Below are 18,904 nucleotides of genomic sequence, written 5' to 3'. Positions count from 1 at the left end.
ATCAGTTGGCTCAAGGACGCATTGAGCGTGGCCGGGTCGCAACGGCGCACCAGGTTCTCGGCAAGCACGCGGGAGGTGTAGGGCAAGGTGGCGTAGGCGCCGGGAGTGATGGCTTCGACTGCGCGCGGGCGTCGAAGTAATCCAGGCGGCTGCCGGGGAGCGGTTTGCGAAATTCAGTGTTCATCGTCAGGACTCGGTCACGGTGATTGCAAGAGGAACCCACTGATCCAGATTTGAAATGCGATTTAAATGTGGGAGGGGGCTTGCCCCCGATGGCGGTGTATCAGTCACAGATGTATCAACTGACAGATTGCTATCGGGGGCAAGTCGAATCGTCGCACCGCCCCTCCCACATTAGGAGCTGTGTTGTTCCTGACCTGTCCGGTAATTTTTTCCTATGAGTTTTCGAGTTAAGGAGTGACACCATGCTGGTGATGCGCCCCGCGCAAATGGCTGATCTGGGCGAGGTACAGCGTCTGGCTGCAGACAGCCCGATTGGTGTCACCTCCTTGCCGGACGATGTGGAACGCCTGAGCGACAAGATCGCCGCCAGCGAAGCGTCCTTCGCGGCCGAGGTGAGTTTCAACGGTGAAGAAAGCTATTTCTTCGTGCTCGAAGACACCGAGACCGGCAAATTGGCGGGCTGCTCGGCCATCGTCGCTTCGGCTGGTTATTCAGAGCCGTTCTACAGCTTTCGTAACGAAACGTTCGTGCACGCCTCCCGCGAGCTGAAGATCCATAACAAGATCCACGTGCTTTCCCAGTGCCACGACCTCACCGGCAACAGCCTGCTCACCAGTTTCTACGTGGTGCCCGAGCTGGTCGGTTCGCCGTGGTCGGAACTCAACTCCCGTGGTCGCCTATTGTTCGTCGCCAGCCACCCCGAGCGCTTTGCCGACTCGGTAGTGACCGAGATCGTCGGCTACAGCGACGAGAACGGTGATTCGCCGTTCTGGGACGCCATCGGCCGCAACTTCTTCGACCTCAACTACGCCGCCGCCGAGCGCCTGTGCGGGCTGAAAAGCCGCACCTTCCTCGCCGAACTGATGCCGCATTACCCGATCTACGTGCCGCTGCTGCCGGACGAAGCCCAGGAAGCCATGGGCCAGGTGCACCCGCGTGCGCAGATCACCTTCGACATCCTGATGCGCGAAGGCTTCGAGACCGACCATTACATCGACATTTTCGACGGTGGCCCGACGCTGCATGCAAGGGTCTCGGGCATTCGCTCGATCGCTCAGAGCCGCGTGGTGCCGGTGAAGATCGGCGAGATGGTCAAGGGGGTTGGTCGCCAGTACCTGGTGAGCAATGCGCAGTTGCAGGATTACCGCGCGGTGATGCTGGAACTGGACTACGCGCCCGGCAAGCCCGTGACACTGGACTTGGCGGCAGCCGAAGCCTTGGGTGTTGGCGAAGGCGCCAGTGTGCGTCTGGTTGCGGTTTAAAAAGAGAGTTTCGCGGGTGGCTGACAACAGCGGCCCGTTCGAGGAGATAGCATGATCGTTCGTCCCGTACGCAGCAGCGATTTACCGGCCCTGATTGATCTGGCGCGCAGCACCGGCACCGGCCTGACCACCTTGCCGGCCAACGAAGAGCGTCTGACCCACCGCGTGGGCTGGGCCGAAAAAACCTTCCGCGGCGAAGCCGGGCGCGGGGATGCCGACTACCTGTTCGTGCTGGAAAACGACGAAGGCCGCGTGGTGGGTATTTCCGCCATCGCTGGTGCCGTGGGCCTGCGCGAGCCCTGGTACAACTTCCGGGTGGGCCTGACGGTCAGCGCCTCCCAGGAGCTGAATATCTACCGCGAGATTCCGACGCTGTTCCTGGCCAACGACCTCACCGGCAATTCCGAGTTGTGCTCGCTGTTCCTGCATGCCGATTACCGCAACGGCCTCAACGGTCGCATGCTGGCCAAGGCGCGCCTGTTGTTTATCGCGGAGTTCCCGCAACTGTTCGGCAACAAGATCATCGCCGAGATGCGCGGCGTGTCCAACGAGGCCGGGCGTTCGCCGTTCTGGGAAAGCCTGGGCCGGCACTTCTTCAAGATGGAGTTCAGCCAGGCCGACTACCTCACCGGCGTCGGCAACAAGGCGTTCATTGCCGAGCTGATGCCGAAGTTTCCGTTGTACAGCTGCTTCCTGTCCGAGGATGCGCGCAACGTGATCGGCAAGGTGCATCCGGACACCGAACCGGCGCTGAGCATGCTCAAGAGCGAAGGCTTCAGCTACCAGGGCTATGTCGACATCTTCGACGCCGGCCCGGCGGTGGAATGTGAAACCGCCAAGATCCGTGCGGTGCGCGACAGCCAGTCGTTGGTGTTGGCCATCGGCACGCCGGGGGACGACGCCACGCCGTTCCTGATCCATAACCGCAAGCGCGAAGACTGCCGTATCACCGCCGCGCCGGCGCGTCTGGCTGCCGGTACTCTGGTGGTCGACCCACAGACCGCCAAGCGCCTGCAACTGGTGGTGGGTGATCAAGTGCGCGCCGTACCGCTGTCCGCTGCTCGGGAGTCGAAGTAATGAATTCGCTGTATATCGCAGGAAGCTGGCTGGCCGGCCAGGGTGAGTTGTTTGAATCACGCAACCCGGTGACCCAACAGGTGCTGTGGGCCGGCAATGGCGCCAGCGCCGAGCAGGTCGAGTCCGCCGTGCAGGCGCGCGCCAGGCGTTTCCGGCCTGGGCCAAGCGCTCGCTGGAAGAACGCATCAGCGTGCTGGAGGCCTTCGCCAACACCCTTAAAAGCCGCGCCGATGAAATCGCCCGCTGCATCGGCGAGGAAACCGGCAAACCGCTATGGGAGTCGGCCACCGAAGTCATCAGCATGGCCAACAAAATCGCGATCTCGGTGCAAAGCTACCGCGAGCGCACCGGCGAGAAGAGCGGCCCACTGGGTGACGCCACCGCCGTATTGCGCCACAAGCCCCACGGCGTGGTGGCGGTGTTCGGCCCTTACAACTTTCCTGGGCACTTGCCCAACGGGCATATCGTCCCGGCCTTGCTGGCGGGTAACACCGTGCTGTTCAAGCCGAGCGAACTGACCCCCAAGGTCGCCGAACTGACCGTGCAGTGCTGGATCGAAGCCGGTCTGCCGGCGGGCGTGTTGAACCTGCTGCAAGGCGCGCGGGAGACCGGCATCGCCTTGGCGGCCAACCCAGGCATCGACGGTCTGTTCTTCACCGGCTCCAGCCGCACCGGCAATCACCTGCACCAGCAGTTTTCCGGGCGCCCGGACAAGATCCTCGCGCTGGAAATGGGCGGCAACAACCCGCTGGTGGTGGATGAAGTGGCTGACGTGGATGCGGCGGTCTACACCATTATCCAATCGGCGTTTATCTCGGCCGGCCAGCGTTGCACCTGCGCCCGCCGCCTGCTGGTGCCGCAAGGCGCCTGGGGCGATGCGTTGCTGGCGCGCCTGGTGGCGGTCAGCGCCACGATTGAAGTGGGCGCATTCGATCAACAACCGGCGCCGTTCATGGGCTCGGTGATTTCCCTCGGTGCGGCGAAAGCCTTGATGCAAGCCCAGGAATTGATGCTGGCCAACGGCGCCGTGGCGTTGCTGGAAATGACCCAGCCGCGGGACCAGGCCGCCTTGCTGACGCCGGGCATCATCGACGTCACCGGCGTGGCCGAGCGCGAAGACGAAGAACTGTTCGGCCCGCTGCTGCAGGTGATTCGCTACGCTGATTTCGAAGCGGCGATTGCCGAGGCCAACAACACCCAATACGGCCTGGCTGCCGGTTTGCTGTCGGACTCCGAAGCGCGTTACCAGCAGTTCTGGCTGCACAGCCGCGCCGGCATCGTCAACTGGAACAAACAACTGACCGGCGCCGCCAGCACCGCGCCGTTCGGTGGGGTAGGGGCCTCGGGCAACCATCGCGCCAGTGCCTACTATGCAGCGGATTATTGCGCGTACCCGGTGGCATCGCTGGAGACCCCGAGTTTGGTAGTCCCCGCCACGCTGACCCCAGGCATTACGCTGGGTTAAAAATGTGGGAGGGGGCTTGAATCTGCGGTGTGTTGTAGATTTTTGAAACCTATAAAAACAGATGTTCGTGGAGCCTCGCCGATGAAATCCTATGAAGTCAATTTTGACGGTCTAGTGGGGCCGACCCATAACTACGGCGGTTTGTCCTTCGGCAACGTCGCGTCCCAGAGCAATAGCCAGCAGCATTCCAACCCCAGGGAAGCGGCGTTGCAGGGCCTGCAGAAAATGAAGGCCCTGATGGACATGGGTTTTGTGCAAGGCGTGCTCGCCCCTCAGGAACGCCCGGACGTGGCGGCCTTGCGCGGCCTGGGTTTCAGCGGTACCGATGCCCAGGTGATCGAGCAGGCGGCCAAGCAGGCCATGCCGCTATTGGTCGCGAGCTGCTCGGCGTCGAGCATGTGGGTGGCCAACGCCGCCACCGTCAGCCCCAGTGCCGACACGGCTGACGGTCGCGTGCATTTCACGGCCGCCAACCTTAACTGCAAATACCACCGCAGCATCGAACACCCGACCACCAGCCGTGTGCTGGGGGCGATGTTTGCCGATGGCGAGCACTTCGCCCACCACGCCGCATTGCCGGCAGTGGCGCAGTTCGGTGACGAAGGCGCCGCCAACCACACGCGTTTCTGCCGTGAATATGGCGAGGCGGGCGTGGAGTTTTTCGTGTTCGGGCGCAGCGCCTTCGACCCGCGTTACCCCGCGCCGCAGAAGTACCCGGCGCGCCAGACCCTTGAAGCCTCTCAGGCTGTTGCGCGCCTGCATGGCCTGAAGGAGGGGGGCGTGGTCTACGCCCAGCAGAACCCGGCCGTGATCGATGCCGGTGTGTTCCACAACGACGTGATCGCGGTGGGCAATGGCGAAGTGCTGTTTCATCACGAGGATGCGTTCCTCAATACCGAACAGATGCTCGCCGAGCTGCACGGCAAATTGGGCGCGCTGGGCGGCAACTTCCAATCGGTGTGCGTGCCTCGTGCCCAGGTCAGCGTCGAGGACGCGGTGCGCTCCTACCTGTTCAACAGCCAGTTGCTGACCCGCCCTGACGGCTCGATGTTGCTGATTGTGCCCGAGGAATGCCGCACCAACGAACGCGTGTGGCACTACTTGCAAGGCCTCACCGCCTCCGGTGGGCTGATCCGCGAAGTGAAGGTGTTCGATCTCAAGCAAAGCATGCAGAACGGCGGTGGCCCGGCGTGCCTGCGTTTGCGTGTGGCGCTGAACGAAACCGAGCTGGCGGCGGTGAACCCAGGGGTTATCATGACCGCGCCGTTGTATGACACGCTGACCCAGTGGGTCGACAAGCACTATCGTGACAGCCTGCGCGAAACCGACCTGGCTGACCCGCAATTGCTGCTTGAGTGCCGCACGGCATTGGATGAACTGACGCAAATCCTTAAACTGGGCTCGGTTTATCCGTTCCAGATCAATTAACGCCGCACGGCTGAGAAATTTTATTTATGACCGATACCCTGAAACTGATCCTTGAAGACACCGACGGCACCCAGCTGGAAACCTCCTGCACCCGCGTTGCCGTGGTCTGGCAGGGCAAGGAGATCTGGATCCAGCACGACGGCCGTGGGCAACTGCTGATCGGCGTGGACGTGGAAGAAGGCGACGCCGAGTACGCCAACCTGCTGATGCGCCCGCTGGCCACCAACCTGATGAGCCTGCAACTGGAAATGGAACCGGCCGACGTCGAAGGTGATGATGACGATCACGTCCACGGTCCAGGCTGCAACCACTAAGGAAGCTGCGTATGCTCGCCCTCGGCAAACTGCTTGAACTGACCCTCGCCGGTCGCGAACCGGCGCAAAAAATTCAACTGACTGTCGACGGCGTGCAGATGCGCTGGCTCAGCGAGGGCGCGCTCGAAGTGCGCCGCCGCAGGCTCGGGACAACGGCTGCGACCTGCTGCTGTCGTCCGGCATCCATGGCAACGAAACCGCGCCGATCGAACTGCTCGACCGCCTGTTGCATGGCATCGCCCGTGGGGAGATCAAGCCCCGCACCCGTATTCTGTTCTTGTTCGGCAACCCCGAGGCCATGCGCCGCGGTGAGCGTTACCTCGAACTGGACGTCAACCGGCTGTTCAACGGCCGGCATGAAAGCAATATCGGCCCCGAAGCGATGCGCGCCGCCGAGCTTGAACAACTGGCGCGCAGCTTCTTCAGCCAGCCGGGTCGCTCGCGCCTGCATTACGACCTGCATACCGCCATTCGTGGTTCGAAAATCGAGCAGTTTGCGCTGTACCCGTGGAAGGACGGACGCCAGCACTCGCGGCGTGAGCTTGCGCGCCTGCGCGCGGCCGGCATGGAGGCGGTGCTGATGCAGAACAAGGCCTCGATCACCTTCTCGGCCTTTACCTACGAGCAGCTGGACGCCGAGGCCTTCACCCTGGAACTGGGCAAGGCGCGGCCGTTCGGGCAAAACCAGGGGGTGAACGTTTCGTGCCTGGAGCTGCGCCTGCAGCAGATCATCGAAGGCACCGAGCCCGAGACTGACAACCTCGACGGACTGCAACTGTTCGCCGTTGCCCGCGAAGTGATCAAACACAGCGATGCCTTCCTGCTGCACCTGCCGGCCGATGTGGAAAACTTTTCGGAATTGGAAAAGGGTTATTTGCTGGCCGAAGACGTGGCCAAGACCCGCTGGGTGATCGAGGAGGAGGGCGCACGCATCATCTTCCCCAACCCGAAGGTCAAGAATGGCTTGCGCGCGGGGATATTGATCGTGCCGACCACGGATGCCGGATTGGCATAGTTCCTGAGGTCTGGTGAGGTCCAAATGTGGGAAGGGGCAAACCCTTCCCACATTGGTTTTGCAGTGTTGCTTAGACCGCTACCGCACGCGGCTCGCTACGACGGATCGCGCGTACCTTGTGCAGGGTGTCGGCGCAGGTGCGCGCCGCTTCCTGGCCCTTGTGCACGAAGTGATCGTGGAAGAACGCATGGTGCTCGCTGCCCGCATGGAAGTGATGTGGGGTCAGCGATACCGAGAACACCGGCACTTCCGTTTCCAGCTGCACCTGCATCAGGCCGCTGACCACCGATTGGGCGACGAACTCGTGACGGTAGATGCCGCCGTCCACCACCAGCGCGGCAGCCACGATACCGGCGTAGCGGCCGGTCTTGGCCAGCAGTTTGGCGTGCAGGGGCATTTCAAAGGCGCCGCCGACTTCGAAGAAGTCGATGTCCGATTCCTGGTAGCCCTGGACGAGCATTTCGGCGAGGAAGCCTTTGCGCGATTGGTCGACAATATCCTTGTGCCAGCAGGCCTGGATAAACGCGACGCGCTCGCCGTGATGGTTTTTGCTTTTGCTGTCGATAGCGGTGGGTTGCATGTTCTGACTCCTGTTTAAGAAAAAAACAGGGCGTTATGAATCGAATGGGATTTAAGGGTACGCGTGCGCAAACAGGCGCGCGGCCCTTAGGTGCCAATCCCGTTCTCTCTTCATCCGGACTATGACCGTCGGCCCCGGGATCACACCGGGTCTGCTGACCTTGTCGTCGTCCTGCGTGAGCAGTTCAAGACGCCAAGCGCTCGCGGGCTATACACATTGCGTGTAATTACCGCCGGTGGGGAATTGCACCCCGCCCTGAGAACGTTGCCACCAGAACCCTGGCGGCGGAGAGTTTTTAACATGGTTTTTCAGAAACTGCACGAGTGCCGTATCGATACCCTATATCGGTTTGTTTGGTTGGTATTCGATTGAATGCATACGGGGCTTGATATTCCGTGGCTTTGCCCGCAGTAATCATCACTACGACAGCATGCCCACCCCCTCAGAGGCCAGTTTGATGACTGTGATAGACCTGCGCAGCGACACCGTGACCCAACCCACCGCCGGCATGCGTGATGCGATGGCCAGTGCCGTCAGCGGCGACGACGTCTACGGTGAAGACCCCAGCGTCAATCTGTTGGAAGCCGAGCTGGCCAGGCGCCTGGGGTTTGCGGCGGCGTTGTTCGTGCCCACCGGCACCATGAGCAACCTGCTGGCGTTGATGGCTCACTGCGAGCGCGGCGAGGAGTACATCGTCGGTCAACAGGCCCACACCTACAAATACGAAGGCGGTGGCGCAGCGGTGCTGGGCTCTATCCAGCCACAGCCGCTGGAGGTGCAGGCAGACGGCTCTCTGGACCTGAATCAAGTGTTGGACGCCATCAAGCCCGACGATTTCCACTTCGCCCGCACGCGCCTGCTGGCCCTGGAAAACACCATGCAGGGCAAGGTGTTGCCGTTGGAGTACTTGGCCAGGGCGCGGGCCTTTGCCCGTGAGCACGACCTGGCGCTGCATTTGGATGGCGCGCGCCTCTACAACGCCGCGGTCAAGCTTGGGGTCGACGCGCGGGAGATCGCCCGGCATTTCGATTCGGTGTCGGTGTGCCTGTCCAAGGGCCTCGGCGCGCCGATTGGTTCGGTGCTGTGCGGCTCCACGGCGCTGATCGCCAAGGCCCGCCGGCTGCGCAAGATGGTCGGCGGCGGCATGCGCCAGGCCGGTTCCCTGGCGGCGGCGGGGTTGTATGCCCTGGATCATCAGGTGCAGCGCCTGGCCGACGACCATGCCAACGCCCAGTGGCTGGGGGATGAACTGCGCAAGGCCGGTTACGACGTGGAGCCGGTGCAAACCAACATGGTCTACGTGCAGATCGGCGACCAGGCCCAGGCGTTGAAGGCGTTTGCCGACGAACGCGCGATCAAGTTGAGCGTCGCGCCACGCCTGCGTATGGTCACTCATCTGGATGTCAGTCGGGCGCAGATGGAGCAGGTGCTCAAGGCGTTCGTCGATTTTTCGCGCAAATGAGCCTGTAGACCGTCTAATTGAACCGCTCTATCGCATAAACACGCTGTACCACCGGCAAAGGGCCGATATAATGCGGCCTTTTGCCGTCGCTCCGTCTGATGATGTTGCGCACTGGCCTTTGGCCGCAGCCTCCGTGGAAGAACCTAATGAAAAGCGCAGAAATCCGTGAAGCCTTCCTTCGCTTCTTCGAAGAGCAAGGTCACACCCGTGTCTCCTCCAGCTCCTTGATCCCAGGCAATGACCCCACCCTGCTGTTCACCAACGCGGGGATGAACCAGTTCAAGGACTGCTTCCTGGGCCAGGAAAAGCGCGCTTACACCCGCGCCACCAGCAGCCAGAAGTGCGTACGCGCCGGCGGCAAGAACAGTGACCTGGAAAACGTCGGTTACACCGCTCGCCACCACACATTCTTCGAAATGCTGGGCAACTTCAGCTTCGGCGACTATTTCAAGAAAGACGCGATTACCTTCGCCTGGACCTTCCTGACCGGCGTATTGAAGCTGCCCAAGGAAAAGCTCTGGGTCACCGTGTACGCCACGGACGATGAAGCCTATGACATCTGGACCCAGCAAATCGGCGTGCCCGTCGAGCGCATGATCCGCATCGGCGACAACAAGGGCGCGCCGTACGCCTCCGATAACTTCTGGACCATGGGCGATACCGGCCCTTGCGGGCCCTGCACCGAGATTTTCTACGATCACGGCGCCGACATCTGGGGCGGCCCACCGGGCTCGCCGGAAGAAGACGGTGACCGTTACATCGAGATCTGGAACAACGTGTTCATGCAGTTCAACCGCACCGCCGACGGCGTGTTGCATCCGTTGCCGGCGCCGTCGGTCGACACCGGCATGGGCCTGGAGCGGATCAGTGCGGTGATGCAGCATGTTCATTCCAACTATGAAATCGACCTGTTCACCAACCTGTTGAGCGCCTCGGCGGCGGCCATTGGTTGCGCCAATGAAAGCCAGTCCTCGCTCAAGGTGGTGTCGGACCACATCCGCTCCTGCGGCTTCCTGATCGCCGACGGCGTGCTGCCGTCCAACGAAGGCCGTGGCTATGTGCTGCGCCGCATCATCCGTCGCGCCTGCCGCCACGGCAACAAGCTGGGCGCTACCGGCAGCTTCTTCTACAAGATCGTGGCCGCGCTGGTAGCCGAGATGGGCGATGCCTTCCCGGAACTCAAGCAACAGCAGGGCAATATCGAGCGCGTGCTCAAGGCTGAGGAGGAACAGTTCTCCAAGACCCTGGAACACGGCCTGAAAATTCTGGAACAGGACCTGGCCGAGCTCAAAGGCACCGTGGTGCCGGGCGACGTGGTGTTCAAACTCTATGACACCTACGGTTTCCCGATGGACTTGACCGCCGACATCGCCCGTGAGCGCGAGCTGACTATCGATGAGGCCGGTTTCGAGCGAGAAATGGAAGCCCAGCGCGTGCGAGCGCGTTCCGCCAGCTCTTTTGGCCTGGACTACAACACCCTGGTCAAGGTCGACGTGGCCACCGAGTTCACCGGCTACAAGGCGACCGTGGGCTCGGCCAAGATCGTGGCCCTCTATAAAGATGGCAAGTCGGTCGATGTGTTGAACGAAGGTGATGAAGCCGTTGTGGTGCTGGACCAGACCCCGTTCTACGCCGAGTCCGGTGGCCAGGTCGGTGACTGTGGTTTCCTGAGTTCGACTTCCGGGCGTTTTGAAGTACGCGACACCACCAAGACCGGCGGTGCGTTCCTGCATCACGGTGTGCTGGTGCTGGGCAACCTGACCATCGGTGCGCCGGTCGACACCCAGGTCGATGCCGACGTACGCCACGCCACTGCGCTGAACCACTCGGCGACGCACTTGCTGCACGCCGCGCTGCGCCAGGTATTGGGCGATCACGTTCAGCAGAAAGGTTCGTTGGTCGACAGCCAGCGCCTGCGTTTCGACTTCAGCCACTTTGAAGCGATCCCGCCCGCGCAGATCAAGGCCCTGGAAGACATCGTCAACGCCGAGATTCGCAAGAATACCGCCGTGCAAACCGAAGAGACCGACATCGAGACCGCCAAGGCCAAGGGCGCCATGGCGCTGTTTGGCGAGAAGTACGGCGACAGCGTGCGCGTACTGAGCATGGGTGGCGATTTCTCGGTAGAACTGTGCGGTGGTATCCACGCCAACCGTACCGGCGACATCGCCCTGCTGAAAATCATCAGCGAAAGCGGCGTGGCGTCGGGTGTGCGTCGTATTGAAGCGGTCACCGGCGCTGCGGCGCTGGCGTACCTCAATGCGGCCGAAGAGCAACTCAAGGAAGCGGCCAGCCTGGTCAAGGGCAGCCGTGACAACCTGATCGACAAGCTGTCCGCTGTGCTGGAGCGCAACCGTGCGCTGGAGAAACAGCTGGAGCAACTGCAGGCCAAGGCTGCCAGCGCGGCGGGCGACGACCTGTCGGCTTCGGCGGTGGACGTCAAGGATGTGAAAGTCCTGGCGGCACGCCTGGACGGTCAGGATGGCAAGGCGTTGTTGGCCCTGGTCGATCAGTTGAAGAACAAGCTCGGCCGCGCAGTGATCCTGCTCGGCAGTGTCCATGAGGATAAGGTCGTGCTGGTTGCCGGTGTAACCAAAGACCTGACTGGCCAACTCAAGGCCGGTGATTTGATGAAGCAAGCCGCTGCGGCAGTGGGCGGGAAGGGCGGTGGTCGTCCGGACATGGCGCAAGGCGGTGGTGTGGACGCCGGTGCCCTGGACGCGGCCCTGGCCCTGACCGTGCCGTTTGTCGAGGCAGGTATTTAAGGCACTGTTAACCGGCCCGTGCTTCAGTCACGGGCTGTTCAGTGCGGGTTGATTGGATATTAGGCGCCCCTTTACGGGCTGAGGCGGCTTGGAAATGGCTTTGATCGTACAGAAATTTGGAGGCACCTCGGTCGGCTCTGTCGAAAGAATCGAGCAGGTGGCCGACAAGGTTAAGAAATTCCGCGATGCCGGCGATGACCTGGTCGTGGTGCTGTCGGCCATGAGCGGCGAGACCAATCGCCTGATCGATCTGGCCAAGGCCATCAGCGGCGACCAGCAACCGCTGCCGCGTGAGCTGGATGTGATCGTATCCACCGGCGAGCAAGTGACCATCGCGTTGCTGGCCATGGCGTTGAACAAGCGTGGCGTGCCGGCCGTGTCGTATACCGGCAGCCAGGTGCGCATCCTCACCGACAGCGCACATACCAAGGCGCGCATCCTGCAGATTGACGATCAGAAAATTCGCACTGATCTGCAAGCCGGTCGCGTGGTAGTTGTAGCGGGTTTCCAGGGTGTGGACGAGCAGGGCAATATCACTACCCTCGGGCGTGGCGGTTCGGACACCACCGGCGTGGCCCTGGCGGCAGCGCTCAAGGCTGACGAGTGCCAGATCTATACCGATGTGGATGGCGTCTATACCACCGACCCGCGTGTCGTGCCCGTGGCCCAGCGCCTGGACAAGATCACCTTTGAAGAGATGCTGGAAATGGCCAGCCTCGGTTCCAAGGTATTGCAGATTCGTGCGGTGGAGTTCGCCGGCAAGTACAACGTTCCGCTGCGCGTATTGCACAGCTTCAAAGAGGGTCCGGGCACCCTCATTACTATTGATGAAGAGGAATCCATGGAACAGCCGATCATTTCCGGCATCGCTTTCAACCGCGATGAAGCCAAGCTGACTATCCGTGGCGTGCCAGACACCCCGGGCGTCGCGTTCAAGATTCTGGGCCCTGTCAGCGATGCGAATGTCGAAGTCGACATGATCGTGCAGAACGTCTCGCACGATAACACCACCGACTTCACCTTCACCGTGCACCGCAACGAATACGATGCAGCGTTGAAAATCCTGCAGAACACCGCGAGCGAGATTGGCGCCCGTGAAGTGATCGGCGATACCAAGATAGCCAAGGTCTCGATCGTGGGTGTGGGCATGCGTTCCCATGCCGGCGTTGCCAGCCGCATGTTTGGGGCTCTGGCCAAGGAAAGTATCAACATCCAGATGATCTCCACCTCGGAAATCAAAGTCTCGGTGGTGATCGAGGAGAAGTACCTGGAGCTGGCTGTACGCGCGCTGCACACCGCTTTTGAGCTGGACGCTCCGGCCCGACAGGGCGAGTGACGTAATGCCAGGAAGGCGCGGTCTACCGCGCCTTTGCTTTTTTTGTAGGGCGCATGGTCTTTTACGTGCGCTCGACAATACTTAGGGGGTTAGGACTGTGACCATTTGGTCGCGGGTCGAACGCCTTTTTTTGCAGACTGTTGTTCCTGAATGAAATGCGTGAGGAGAAAGGTATGCTGATTCTGACTCGTCGGTGCGCAGAAAGCCTGATTATCGGTGATGGCGAAATCACCGTGACCGTGCTCGGCGTCAAAGGCAATCAAGTACGTATCGGGGTTAACGCTCCGAAAGAGGTAGCGGTCCATCGCGAGGAAATCTACCTGCGGATCAAGAAAGAGAAGGACGAAGAACCAAGCCTTTAATTTTTATCGTTTTTTATGTTTGCAAACGGGGATGAACGTGGTTAATATACGCCCCGTGTTGCGGAGAGCTGGCCGAGTGGCCGAAGGCGCTCCCCTGCTAAGGGAGTACACCTCAAAAGGGTGTCGGGGGTTCGAATCCCCCGTTCTCCGCCATTATTTGCTTAGTACGTTGCAATCTGGTTTTTTCGTTAAGTGGTTGAAATTAAACGAAAAAATAGCTTTACATAGAGATTGAACGGCCTATAATGCGCGGCGACAAATGCACTCGTAGCTCAGCTGGATAGAGTACTCGGCTACGAACCGAGCGGTCACAGGTTCGAATCCTGTCGAGTGCACCATTTAAGAGTTAGTTGCAGCAATGCAGTTAGCTTGGCTTCAACCAGTTGTGATCTGGTCTAAAAACACACTCTGCACTCGTAGCTCAGCTGGATAGAGTACTCGGCTACGAACCGAGCGGTCACAGGTTCGAATCCTGTCGAGTGCACCATACAAACAAAAAGCCCGCCAAGTGCGGGCTTTTTGCCGTCTGGGATTTGGGTAGGATTTATCCCGGTCTCTGGTTTTTCTCCTGTCTCCATGTGTTTTCTTTTGCCGTTGCGTCGTCGCAGTTCATAGATGCAGCCAGTACTCAACTTTGTCTCGCAAGCGCTTGTTCTTTCCAGTTTTTTAACGTTAAAGACGCACGCAACGTGTATCATTGCGCCCGTCAGCCCCGCCGGGGCTTATGGAATACCTCCATGGACTTACCCAGTAGTGACTCAGTACCCCGTTTTACCAATCATGAATTGACTGATTGATCCTTCCGGCGTGCCCCGCTGCTGGGAGTGGAGTTCGCCTATGACCGAAGTAGAAGTAAAGAAAACACAAGAAAGCCTGCAGGATCGCCTGGCTCAAGTCGTCGAGCTGCTGCAGCGTCAACGTGTGGTCGAAGACCTTACACATCGCCAGGAAGGTCCGAATAACGACCTCGTCGAAAACCTGGTGCACCGGCAAAACCTCGTCGAGTTGCAACGCAAGCTCGATGACCTGCACTCCGCCGACGTTGCTTATATCCTCGAAGCGCTGCCGCTCGACGATCGACTGACCCTCTGGCAGTTGGTCAAGGCCGACCGCGACGGCGACATCCTGCTCGAAGTATCCGATTCGGTCCGTGAAACGCTGATCGCCGACATGGACGATCACGAGCTCCTGGCTGCGGCCAAGGAAATGGACGCTGACGAACTGGCGGATCTCGCGCCGGAACTGCCCCGTGATGTCGTCCATGAGCTGATGGAAGCGCTGGACACGCAGCAGCGTGAGCGCGTGCGCTCCGCACTGTCTTACGACGAGGATCAGGTCGGCGCGCTGATGGACTTCGAGATGGTCACCATCCGCGAAGACGTCAGCCTGGAAGTGGTATTGCGTTACTTGCGTCGCCTCAAGGAACTGCCGGGTCATACCGACAAACTGTTCGTGGTCGACTACGAAGGTATTCTCAAGGGCGTACTGCCGATCAAACGACTGTTGGTCAACGATCCGGACAAGAAAGTCGCGGATCTGATGGCCAGCGATACGGTGAGCTTTCACCCCGACGAAGATGCCTACGACGCGGCCCAGGCATTCGAGCGTTACGACTTGATCTCGGCCCCGGTGGTCGACAAGAACGGCAAGCTCATTGGTCGTTTGACCATCGATGAAATCGTCGACTTGATCCGTGAAGAAAGTGAAACCGAAGTCCTCAACATGGCAGGTCTGCGTGAAGAGGAAGATATTTTTGCGTCGGTCTGGCGTTCGCTGCATAACCGCTGGGCCTGGCTGGCCATCAACCTGATTACCGCGTTTATCGCTTCCCGTGTGATCGGGCTGTTTGAAGGCTCCATTGAGAAGCTCGTGGCCCTGGCGGCGTTGATGCCGATTGTGGCGGGTATCGGTGGCAACTCTGGTAACCAGACCATCACCATGATTGTGCGGGCGATGGCGCTGGATCAGGTGAGTACGGCTAACTCGTCGCGGCTGCTGCGCAAGGAATTGGCAGTGGGTCTGGTCAACGGCCTGGTGTGGGGCGGGGTGATAGGCGTGGTCGCCTACCTGCTCTACGGCAGTTGGTCCCTGGGCGTGGTAATGACGGCCGCCATGACGCTGAACCTGTTGTTGGCTGCGTTTATGGGAGTACTCATCCCCATGACCCTGGCACGCCTGGGCCGTGACCCGGCGATGGGCGCCAGTGTCATGATCACTGCCATGACCGACAGCGGCGGGTTCTTCATCTTCCTGGGCCTGGCGACGATCTTCCTGCTCTGACCTGGGTAGCTTTTCTCTAACGCAGCTGTCGAGCCCCTGCGAGGCTGGACAGCTGCTGCGTGCGATACAAAATCTATCCAAACTCCAGGCAAAAAAAAGCCAGCACATGGCTGGCTTCGGCTTTCAGTTGCAGATCAATTGGCTTCTGCGGCCGCCTCGACGTCGTGCGCGATAAGCGAGACGAGGGCATTTTGCTGGCGGTGGGAGAGTTGGCGAAAGCGCTGCAGCAGCTCGCGTTCGTGCAGCGACAACTCGGGGCTGTCCAGACGCATGCTCAGCTCGTCACCCAGCGCACCTTCCTGAATAAGGCTCTGTTCCAGGCGCGCGATGATTTCGGAGTTCATGCTGCGGTGATGATTGCGAGCCACCTCGGCAATGCGTTCCCGCATTCCGTCTGGCAGACGTACGACGAACTTGTCAGCCGTACGGCTGGAATAAATTGCCTGTTTCAATGGGCGCATATATTTAACCGGTTAGTTCAGGGGAGCGGTTTCTGGAATTGGCCGCAAGATGAGTGTTAAGACAAGACTCACGACCAAAGTTCAACCCGAATTGCAAAGAGGCCGCATCATGCCTCAGATTTGCCAGTTCCTTGGCGTCAATTCTGTGACAAATATTGAACTGCCTAAAGGCTTTATGCCAGCACTCATTTGCATTTTTGCGGACTGGTTGGAAAACTTTTTGTCACAAGCCGCCGGCGCTCAATTCGCACGCAGACCCAGGCCGCACAGGGGTTGAAGCCGCACATCGTATAGCAAAGTGGCCCTTTGCCCTTAACTATAAGACTAGTGGCAATTTGCCGATTTACTAGGGCAGGCGACGTAAGGTCAGGTCGGGGGGGGGGGGCGGAGCTCAGCGCAGAACCGGGTCGAATTTGATACGGCGCCCTACGACGAGCGTCAACAGCAGAACGCAGGCACAAACACCGCTGGCGACGAATGCGCTGGTTTGGGCGTCTGGCGAATCGCTGATCAAGGCCAGTGTGCAGGTGATGGAGGTGAGGCACAGAAATAGCCAGGCAGATTTGCTCATGAGTGGTTTCCTCAGAAAACCCAGCGTTCGGATGCGGGCGCAGCCTGGTTGTCTTGGGCCAGGCGTACTGGCGACTGAGCATTGGGCGTCATCACCGCCAACAATGGGCGTTGTTGCAGGTGGTGGGGGAGGGCCTGGCTGATCTGAGCCGGGTCGTTGTTGTTCGATTGGACATGGAACATCACCAGCGCAGCCAGGGCGACGGCGTTGAGGGCTAACAGAAGGGCACTGTTCATGGTCACATTCTCCGTTTGACGCCGTGGCTGGGTAGGTGGTGTAGAAGGTATATAGCAGGTGTCGTGCCAATCCATTAACTCAGCAAAATCAATTGGTTGGGTACAGTCTGGAGAGGGCTTTCATTGCAAGTTGCAATGATGGCATTTGGGGGTAGTGCATTTTGCACGACCTGCCATTGATGCCCGGGTTTGCGGGGCGAAGTCGGCGTGAGCGGGCCAAGGATCGCCCTACATTCAAAAAGCCCACGGACGACATGACAAAACCCACCTCGGCCGTTAACATGCACGCCGTCCGTCGCAACGCCCTTGGTCGTGTGGCTGTCATTTGTCCCAGTAGCTCAATTGGATAGAGCATCCCCCTCCTAAGGGGAAGGTTGGCCGTTCGAACCGGCCCTGGGACACCAGATTAGAAGCCTCGCCGAGTATTTGCGGCGGGGCTTTTTTATGCGCGTCAGGTCTTTTCAAGCGGCAATCGAACCTTGCCGCCGATCAAGGTTCACAGCAGGTGCGTCGTGTATTTCTCGACAGGGTGTACCTCGCATGCCACTCGGCAGCGTCTGAGCTGTTCTAGCAAAATAATCCCCGGAATCAGACTTTACCGCCTGTCCGGAACCGGCCACCCGGGACTATCATGCCGATAGCCCTGTCTCTCACCGCAAGGAGCCGCTCGGACCGCCGATGCGCCAGATCTGGAAATCTTTTCGAGCCCTTTATTTCGCCTCCTTGATGATGCTGATCGGCTCCGGCCTGCTCAGTACCTACCTGGCCTTGCGCCTGGCGGCCGACCACGTCGACAGCCTGTGGGTGGGTGCGCTGATGGCGGCCAACTACTTCGGCCTGGTGTTGGGCGGCAAGATCGGGCATCGCTTGATTGCCCGCGTCGGGCATATTCGCGCCTATGCCACCTGTGCCGGCATTGTCGGCGCGGCGGTGCTGGGTCATGGGCTGGTCGACTGGCTGCCGGCCTGGATCGTACTGCGGGTGATTGTGGGCCTCGGGATGATGTGCCAGTACATGGTCATCGAAAGCTGGCTCAATGAGCAGGCCGATGCCAAGCAGCGGGGCGTGGTGTTCAGCGGGTATATGATCGCCTCCTACTTGGGCCTGGTGTTGGGCCAACTGATCCTGGTGATGCATCCCCAGCTCGGCCTCGAATTGCTGATGCTGGTGGCGCTGTGCTTTGCCCTGTGCCTGGTGCCGGTGGCCATGACGCGACGTATTCACCCGGCACCCCTGCACCCAGCACCGATGGAGCCGCGCTTCTTTATCAAGCGCGTGCCGCAGTCGTTGAGTACGGTGCTGGGCGCGGGATTGATCGTCGGTTCTTTCTATGGCCTGGCGCCGCTGTATGCCTCGCAGCAGGGGCTCACCACCGAGCAGGTCGGCTTGTTCATGGGTAGCTGCATTTTTGCCGGCTTGCTCGTGCAGTGGCCGCTGGGCTGGTTGTCGGACCGTTATGATCGAGCGCTGCTGATTCGCTGTTTTGCCCTGTGCCTGGCGGTGGCGGCGTTGCCGTTGGCGATCATGACCCACGTGCCGCTGGAAATGTTATTCGTTGCGGGTTTCCTGTGTTCGCTGGTGCAGTTCTGCCTGTATCCACTGGCGGTGGCGTTCTCCAATGACCATGTGGAAGGCGATCGCCGGGTATCGCTGACCGCCATGCTGCTGGTGACCTACGGTGTCGGCGCCAGCATCGGCCCGTTGTTGGCGGGTGTGGTCATGAAGCTGTTCGGCAGCCAGATGCTCTATGCGTTTTTCAGCTTGTGCGCATTGATCCTGGTGTGGCGCATTCGGCCGAAGGCGGTGACCAATCTGCATCAGGTCGAGGATGCGCCGCTGCATCACGTGGCGATGCCCGACAGTATGTCCAGTTCGCCCCTGGTGGCGGCCCTTGATCCGCGGGTGGATGAGCAAGTGGTGCAAGACCAGATGCAGACGACGGTGCCTGAGGTTGAGCCGGAGCCAGAGCCGGAGCAGCCGATGGAAGAGGAGCCCGCCGCCGATGCGCCGCCCGAACCCCTTGACCCGGACGAACACCCCCATGACCTGAGCAGGGCGCGCCCCTGAATGCAAAAACGGCAGATCCCCAAAGGGTCTGCCCGTTTTT

General features: G+C 60.3%; 14 protein-coding genes, 4 tRNA genes, 3 pseudogenes and 1 riboswitch. Of the genes and pseudogenes, 16 read left to right on the top strand and 5 right to left on the bottom strand.

Annotated elements, in window-relative coordinates; translation table 11 throughout:
• A pseudogene (locus JWR98_RS04400) lies at nt 1-184 on the bottom strand (hypothetical protein); the annotation flags it as partial.
• A 241-nt stretch (nt 185-425) separates the two neighbouring features.
• Here JWR98_RS04400 and aruF point away from each other — a divergent pair.
• The 6 genes and pseudogenes from aruF to astE all read left to right on the top strand — a co-directional run bounded on the left by aruF (nt 426) and on the right by astE (nt 6,744).
• On the top strand, nt 426-1,445 hold the full coding sequence (gene aruF, locus JWR98_RS04395) for an arginine/ornithine succinyltransferase subunit alpha (protein WP_003175655.1): 1,020 nt from the start codon (nt 426-428) through the stop codon (nt 1,443-1,445).
• A 51-nt stretch (nt 1,446-1,496) separates the two neighbouring features.
• Nucleotides 1,497-2,522: an arginine N-succinyltransferase gene (gene astA, locus JWR98_RS04390; RefSeq protein WP_003175654.1), complete on the top strand. Its 1,026-nt coding sequence runs from the start codon at nt 1,497-1,499 to the stop codon at nt 2,520-2,522.
• Nucleotides 2,522-3,987, top strand: a pseudogene (astD, locus tag JWR98_RS04385) (succinylglutamate-semialdehyde dehydrogenase). Before astA ends, astD begins: the two are co-directional and overlap by 1 nt.
• A gap of 81 nt (nt 3,988-4,068) precedes the next feature.
• Nucleotides 4,069-5,415, top strand: a complete 1,347-nt coding sequence (gene astB / locus JWR98_RS04380; RefSeq protein ID WP_205489370.1) for an N-succinylarginine dihydrolase — start codon at nt 4,069-4,071, stop codon at nt 5,413-5,415.
• 26 nt (nt 5,416-5,441) lie between these two features.
• Nucleotides 5,442-5,729: a hypothetical protein gene (locus JWR98_RS04375; RefSeq protein ID WP_003175651.1), complete on the top strand. Its 288-nt coding sequence runs from the start codon at nt 5,442-5,444 to the stop codon at nt 5,727-5,729.
• A gap of 11 nt (nt 5,730-5,740) precedes the next feature.
• Nucleotides 5,741-6,744, top strand: a pseudogene (gene astE, locus JWR98_RS04370) (succinylglutamate desuccinylase).
• Between the two features lie 70 nt (nt 6,745-6,814).
• Here the strand turns inward: astE and JWR98_RS04365 are convergent.
• A complete protein-coding gene (locus tag JWR98_RS04365; RefSeq protein WP_003175649.1) occupies nt 6,815-7,324 on the bottom strand; it encodes a 6,7-dimethyl-8-ribityllumazine synthase in 510 nt (169 codons plus the stop codon).
• Nucleotides 7,325-7,421: 97 nt separating this feature from the next.
• A riboswitch (FMN riboswitch) is annotated at nt 7,422-7,591 on the bottom strand.
• A 190-nt stretch (nt 7,592-7,781) separates the two neighbouring features.
• Between JWR98_RS04365 and ltaE the strand changes: the two genes are divergently transcribed.
• The 8 genes from ltaE (at nt 7,782) to mgtE (ending at nt 15,529) form a co-directional block, all read left to right on the top strand.
• Complete coding sequence (ltaE, locus tag JWR98_RS04360) at nt 7,782-8,786, top strand: low-specificity L-threonine aldolase (RefSeq protein ID WP_078734371.1); 1,005 nt, start codon at nt 7,782-7,784, stop codon at nt 8,784-8,786.
• Nucleotides 8,787-8,932: 146 nt separating this feature from the next.
• Entirely contained in the window at nt 8,933-11,551 is a 2,619-nt protein-coding gene (gene alaS, locus JWR98_RS04355) for an alanine--tRNA ligase (RefSeq protein WP_078734370.1), read from the top strand.
• 94 nt (nt 11,552-11,645) lie between these two features.
• Complete coding sequence (locus JWR98_RS04350) at nt 11,646-12,887, top strand: aspartate kinase (protein WP_003175646.1); 1,242 nt, start codon at nt 11,646-11,648, stop codon at nt 12,885-12,887.
• A gap of 173 nt (nt 12,888-13,060) precedes the next feature.
• Nucleotides 13,061-13,249, top strand: coding sequence for a carbon storage regulator CsrA (gene csrA, locus JWR98_RS04345; RefSeq protein ID WP_003175645.1), 189 nt, complete (start codon nt 13,061-13,063; stop codon nt 13,247-13,249).
• A 62-nt stretch (nt 13,250-13,311) separates the two neighbouring features.
• Nucleotides 13,312-13,402: transfer RNA gene (locus JWR98_RS04340), tRNA-Ser, on the top strand.
• 108 nt (nt 13,403-13,510) lie between these two features.
• A tRNA-Arg gene (locus JWR98_RS04335) sits at nt 13,511-13,587 on the top strand.
• Between the two features lie 72 nt (nt 13,588-13,659).
• Nucleotides 13,660-13,736: transfer RNA gene (locus tag JWR98_RS04330), tRNA-Arg, on the top strand.
• 350 nt (nt 13,737-14,086) lie between these two features.
• Nucleotides 14,087-15,529, top strand: coding sequence for a magnesium transporter (gene mgtE / locus JWR98_RS04325; RefSeq protein ID WP_003175644.1), 1,443 nt, complete (start codon nt 14,087-14,089; stop codon nt 15,527-15,529).
• A gap of 134 nt (nt 15,530-15,663) precedes the next feature.
• On the opposite strand, the gene JWR98_RS04320 is transcribed toward mgtE, so the two are convergent.
• From JWR98_RS04320 to JWR98_RS04310, 3 genes are all read right to left on the bottom strand, one after another.
• Nucleotides 15,664-15,990: an Arc family DNA-binding protein gene (locus JWR98_RS04320; RefSeq protein ID WP_003175643.1), complete on the bottom strand. Its 327-nt coding sequence runs from the start codon at nt 15,988-15,990 to the stop codon at nt 15,664-15,666.
• A 391-nt stretch (nt 15,991-16,381) separates the two neighbouring features.
• A complete protein-coding gene (locus tag JWR98_RS04315) occupies nt 16,382-16,561 on the bottom strand; it encodes a PA3371 family protein (protein ID WP_078734368.1) in 180 nt (59 codons plus the stop codon).
• 11 nt (nt 16,562-16,572) lie between these two features.
• A complete protein-coding gene (locus JWR98_RS04310) occupies nt 16,573-16,797 on the bottom strand; it encodes a hypothetical protein (protein ID WP_078734367.1) in 225 nt (74 codons plus the stop codon).
• Between the two features lie 327 nt (nt 16,798-17,124).
• On the opposite strand from JWR98_RS04310, the gene JWR98_RS04305 reads away from it, so the two are divergent.
• Together JWR98_RS04305 and JWR98_RS04300 are read left to right on the top strand one after the other, a co-directional pair.
• Nucleotides 17,125-17,201 (top strand) — tRNA-Arg (locus JWR98_RS04305).
• 274 nt (nt 17,202-17,475) lie between these two features.
• Nucleotides 17,476-18,864 (top strand): MFS transporter, encoded by a 1,389-nt coding sequence (locus JWR98_RS04300; RefSeq protein WP_078734365.1) that lies wholly within the window; start codon nt 17,476-17,478, stop codon nt 18,862-18,864.
• Nucleotides 18,865-18,904: the final 40 nt, after the last annotated feature.

The sequence above is a fragment of the Pseudomonas lactucae genome (assembly GCF_016937615.1).
GTDB lineage: Bacteria > Pseudomonadota > Gammaproteobacteria > Pseudomonadales > Pseudomonadaceae > Aquipseudomonas > Aquipseudomonas lactucae.
Note: the sequence above shows the minus strand (reverse complement) of the source record. Positions and strands in the feature narration are given on the sequence as shown.

What these genes read in the sequence shown, in the direction of transcription:
- ltaE (WP_078734371.1), top strand. Translation starts at nt 7,782, where the DNA reads ATGACTGTGATAGACCTGCGCAGCGACACCGTGACCCAACCCACCGCC.
- JWR98_RS04310 (WP_078734367.1), bottom strand. Translation starts at nt 16,797, where the DNA reads ATGAACAGTGCCCTTCTGTTAGCCCTCAACGCCGTCGCCCTGGCTGCG.
- JWR98_RS04375 (WP_003175651.1), top strand. Translation starts at nt 5,442, where the DNA reads ATGACCGATACCCTGAAACTGATCCTTGAAGACACCGACGGCACCCAG.
- astB (WP_205489370.1), top strand. Translation starts at nt 4,069, where the DNA reads ATGAAATCCTATGAAGTCAATTTTGACGGTCTAGTGGGGCCGACCCAT.
- alaS (WP_078734370.1), top strand. Translation starts at nt 8,933, where the DNA reads ATGAAAAGCGCAGAAATCCGTGAAGCCTTCCTTCGCTTCTTCGAAGAG.
- mgtE (WP_003175644.1), top strand. Translation starts at nt 14,087, where the DNA reads ATGACCGAAGTAGAAGTAAAGAAAACACAAGAAAGCCTGCAGGATCGC.
- JWR98_RS04315 (WP_078734368.1), bottom strand. Translation starts at nt 16,561, where the DNA reads ATGAGCAAATCTGCCTGGCTATTTCTGTGCCTCACCTCCATCACCTGC.
- astA (WP_003175654.1), top strand. Translation starts at nt 1,497, where the DNA reads ATGATCGTTCGTCCCGTACGCAGCAGCGATTTACCGGCCCTGATTGAT.
- JWR98_RS04320 (WP_003175643.1), bottom strand. Translation starts at nt 15,990, where the DNA reads ATGCGCCCATTGAAACAGGCAATTTATTCCAGCCGTACGGCTGACAAG.
- aruF (WP_003175655.1), top strand. Translation starts at nt 426, where the DNA reads ATGCTGGTGATGCGCCCCGCGCAAATGGCTGATCTGGGCGAGGTACAG.
- JWR98_RS04350 (WP_003175646.1), top strand. Translation starts at nt 11,646, where the DNA reads ATGGCTTTGATCGTACAGAAATTTGGAGGCACCTCGGTCGGCTCTGTC.
- csrA (WP_003175645.1), top strand. Translation starts at nt 13,061, where the DNA reads ATGCTGATTCTGACTCGTCGGTGCGCAGAAAGCCTGATTATCGGTGAT.
- JWR98_RS04365 (WP_003175649.1), bottom strand. Translation starts at nt 7,324, where the DNA reads ATGCAACCCACCGCTATCGACAGCAAAAGCAAAAACCATCACGGCGAG.
- JWR98_RS04300 (WP_078734365.1), top strand. Translation starts at nt 17,476, where the DNA reads ATGCGCCAGATCTGGAAATCTTTTCGAGCCCTTTATTTCGCCTCCTTG.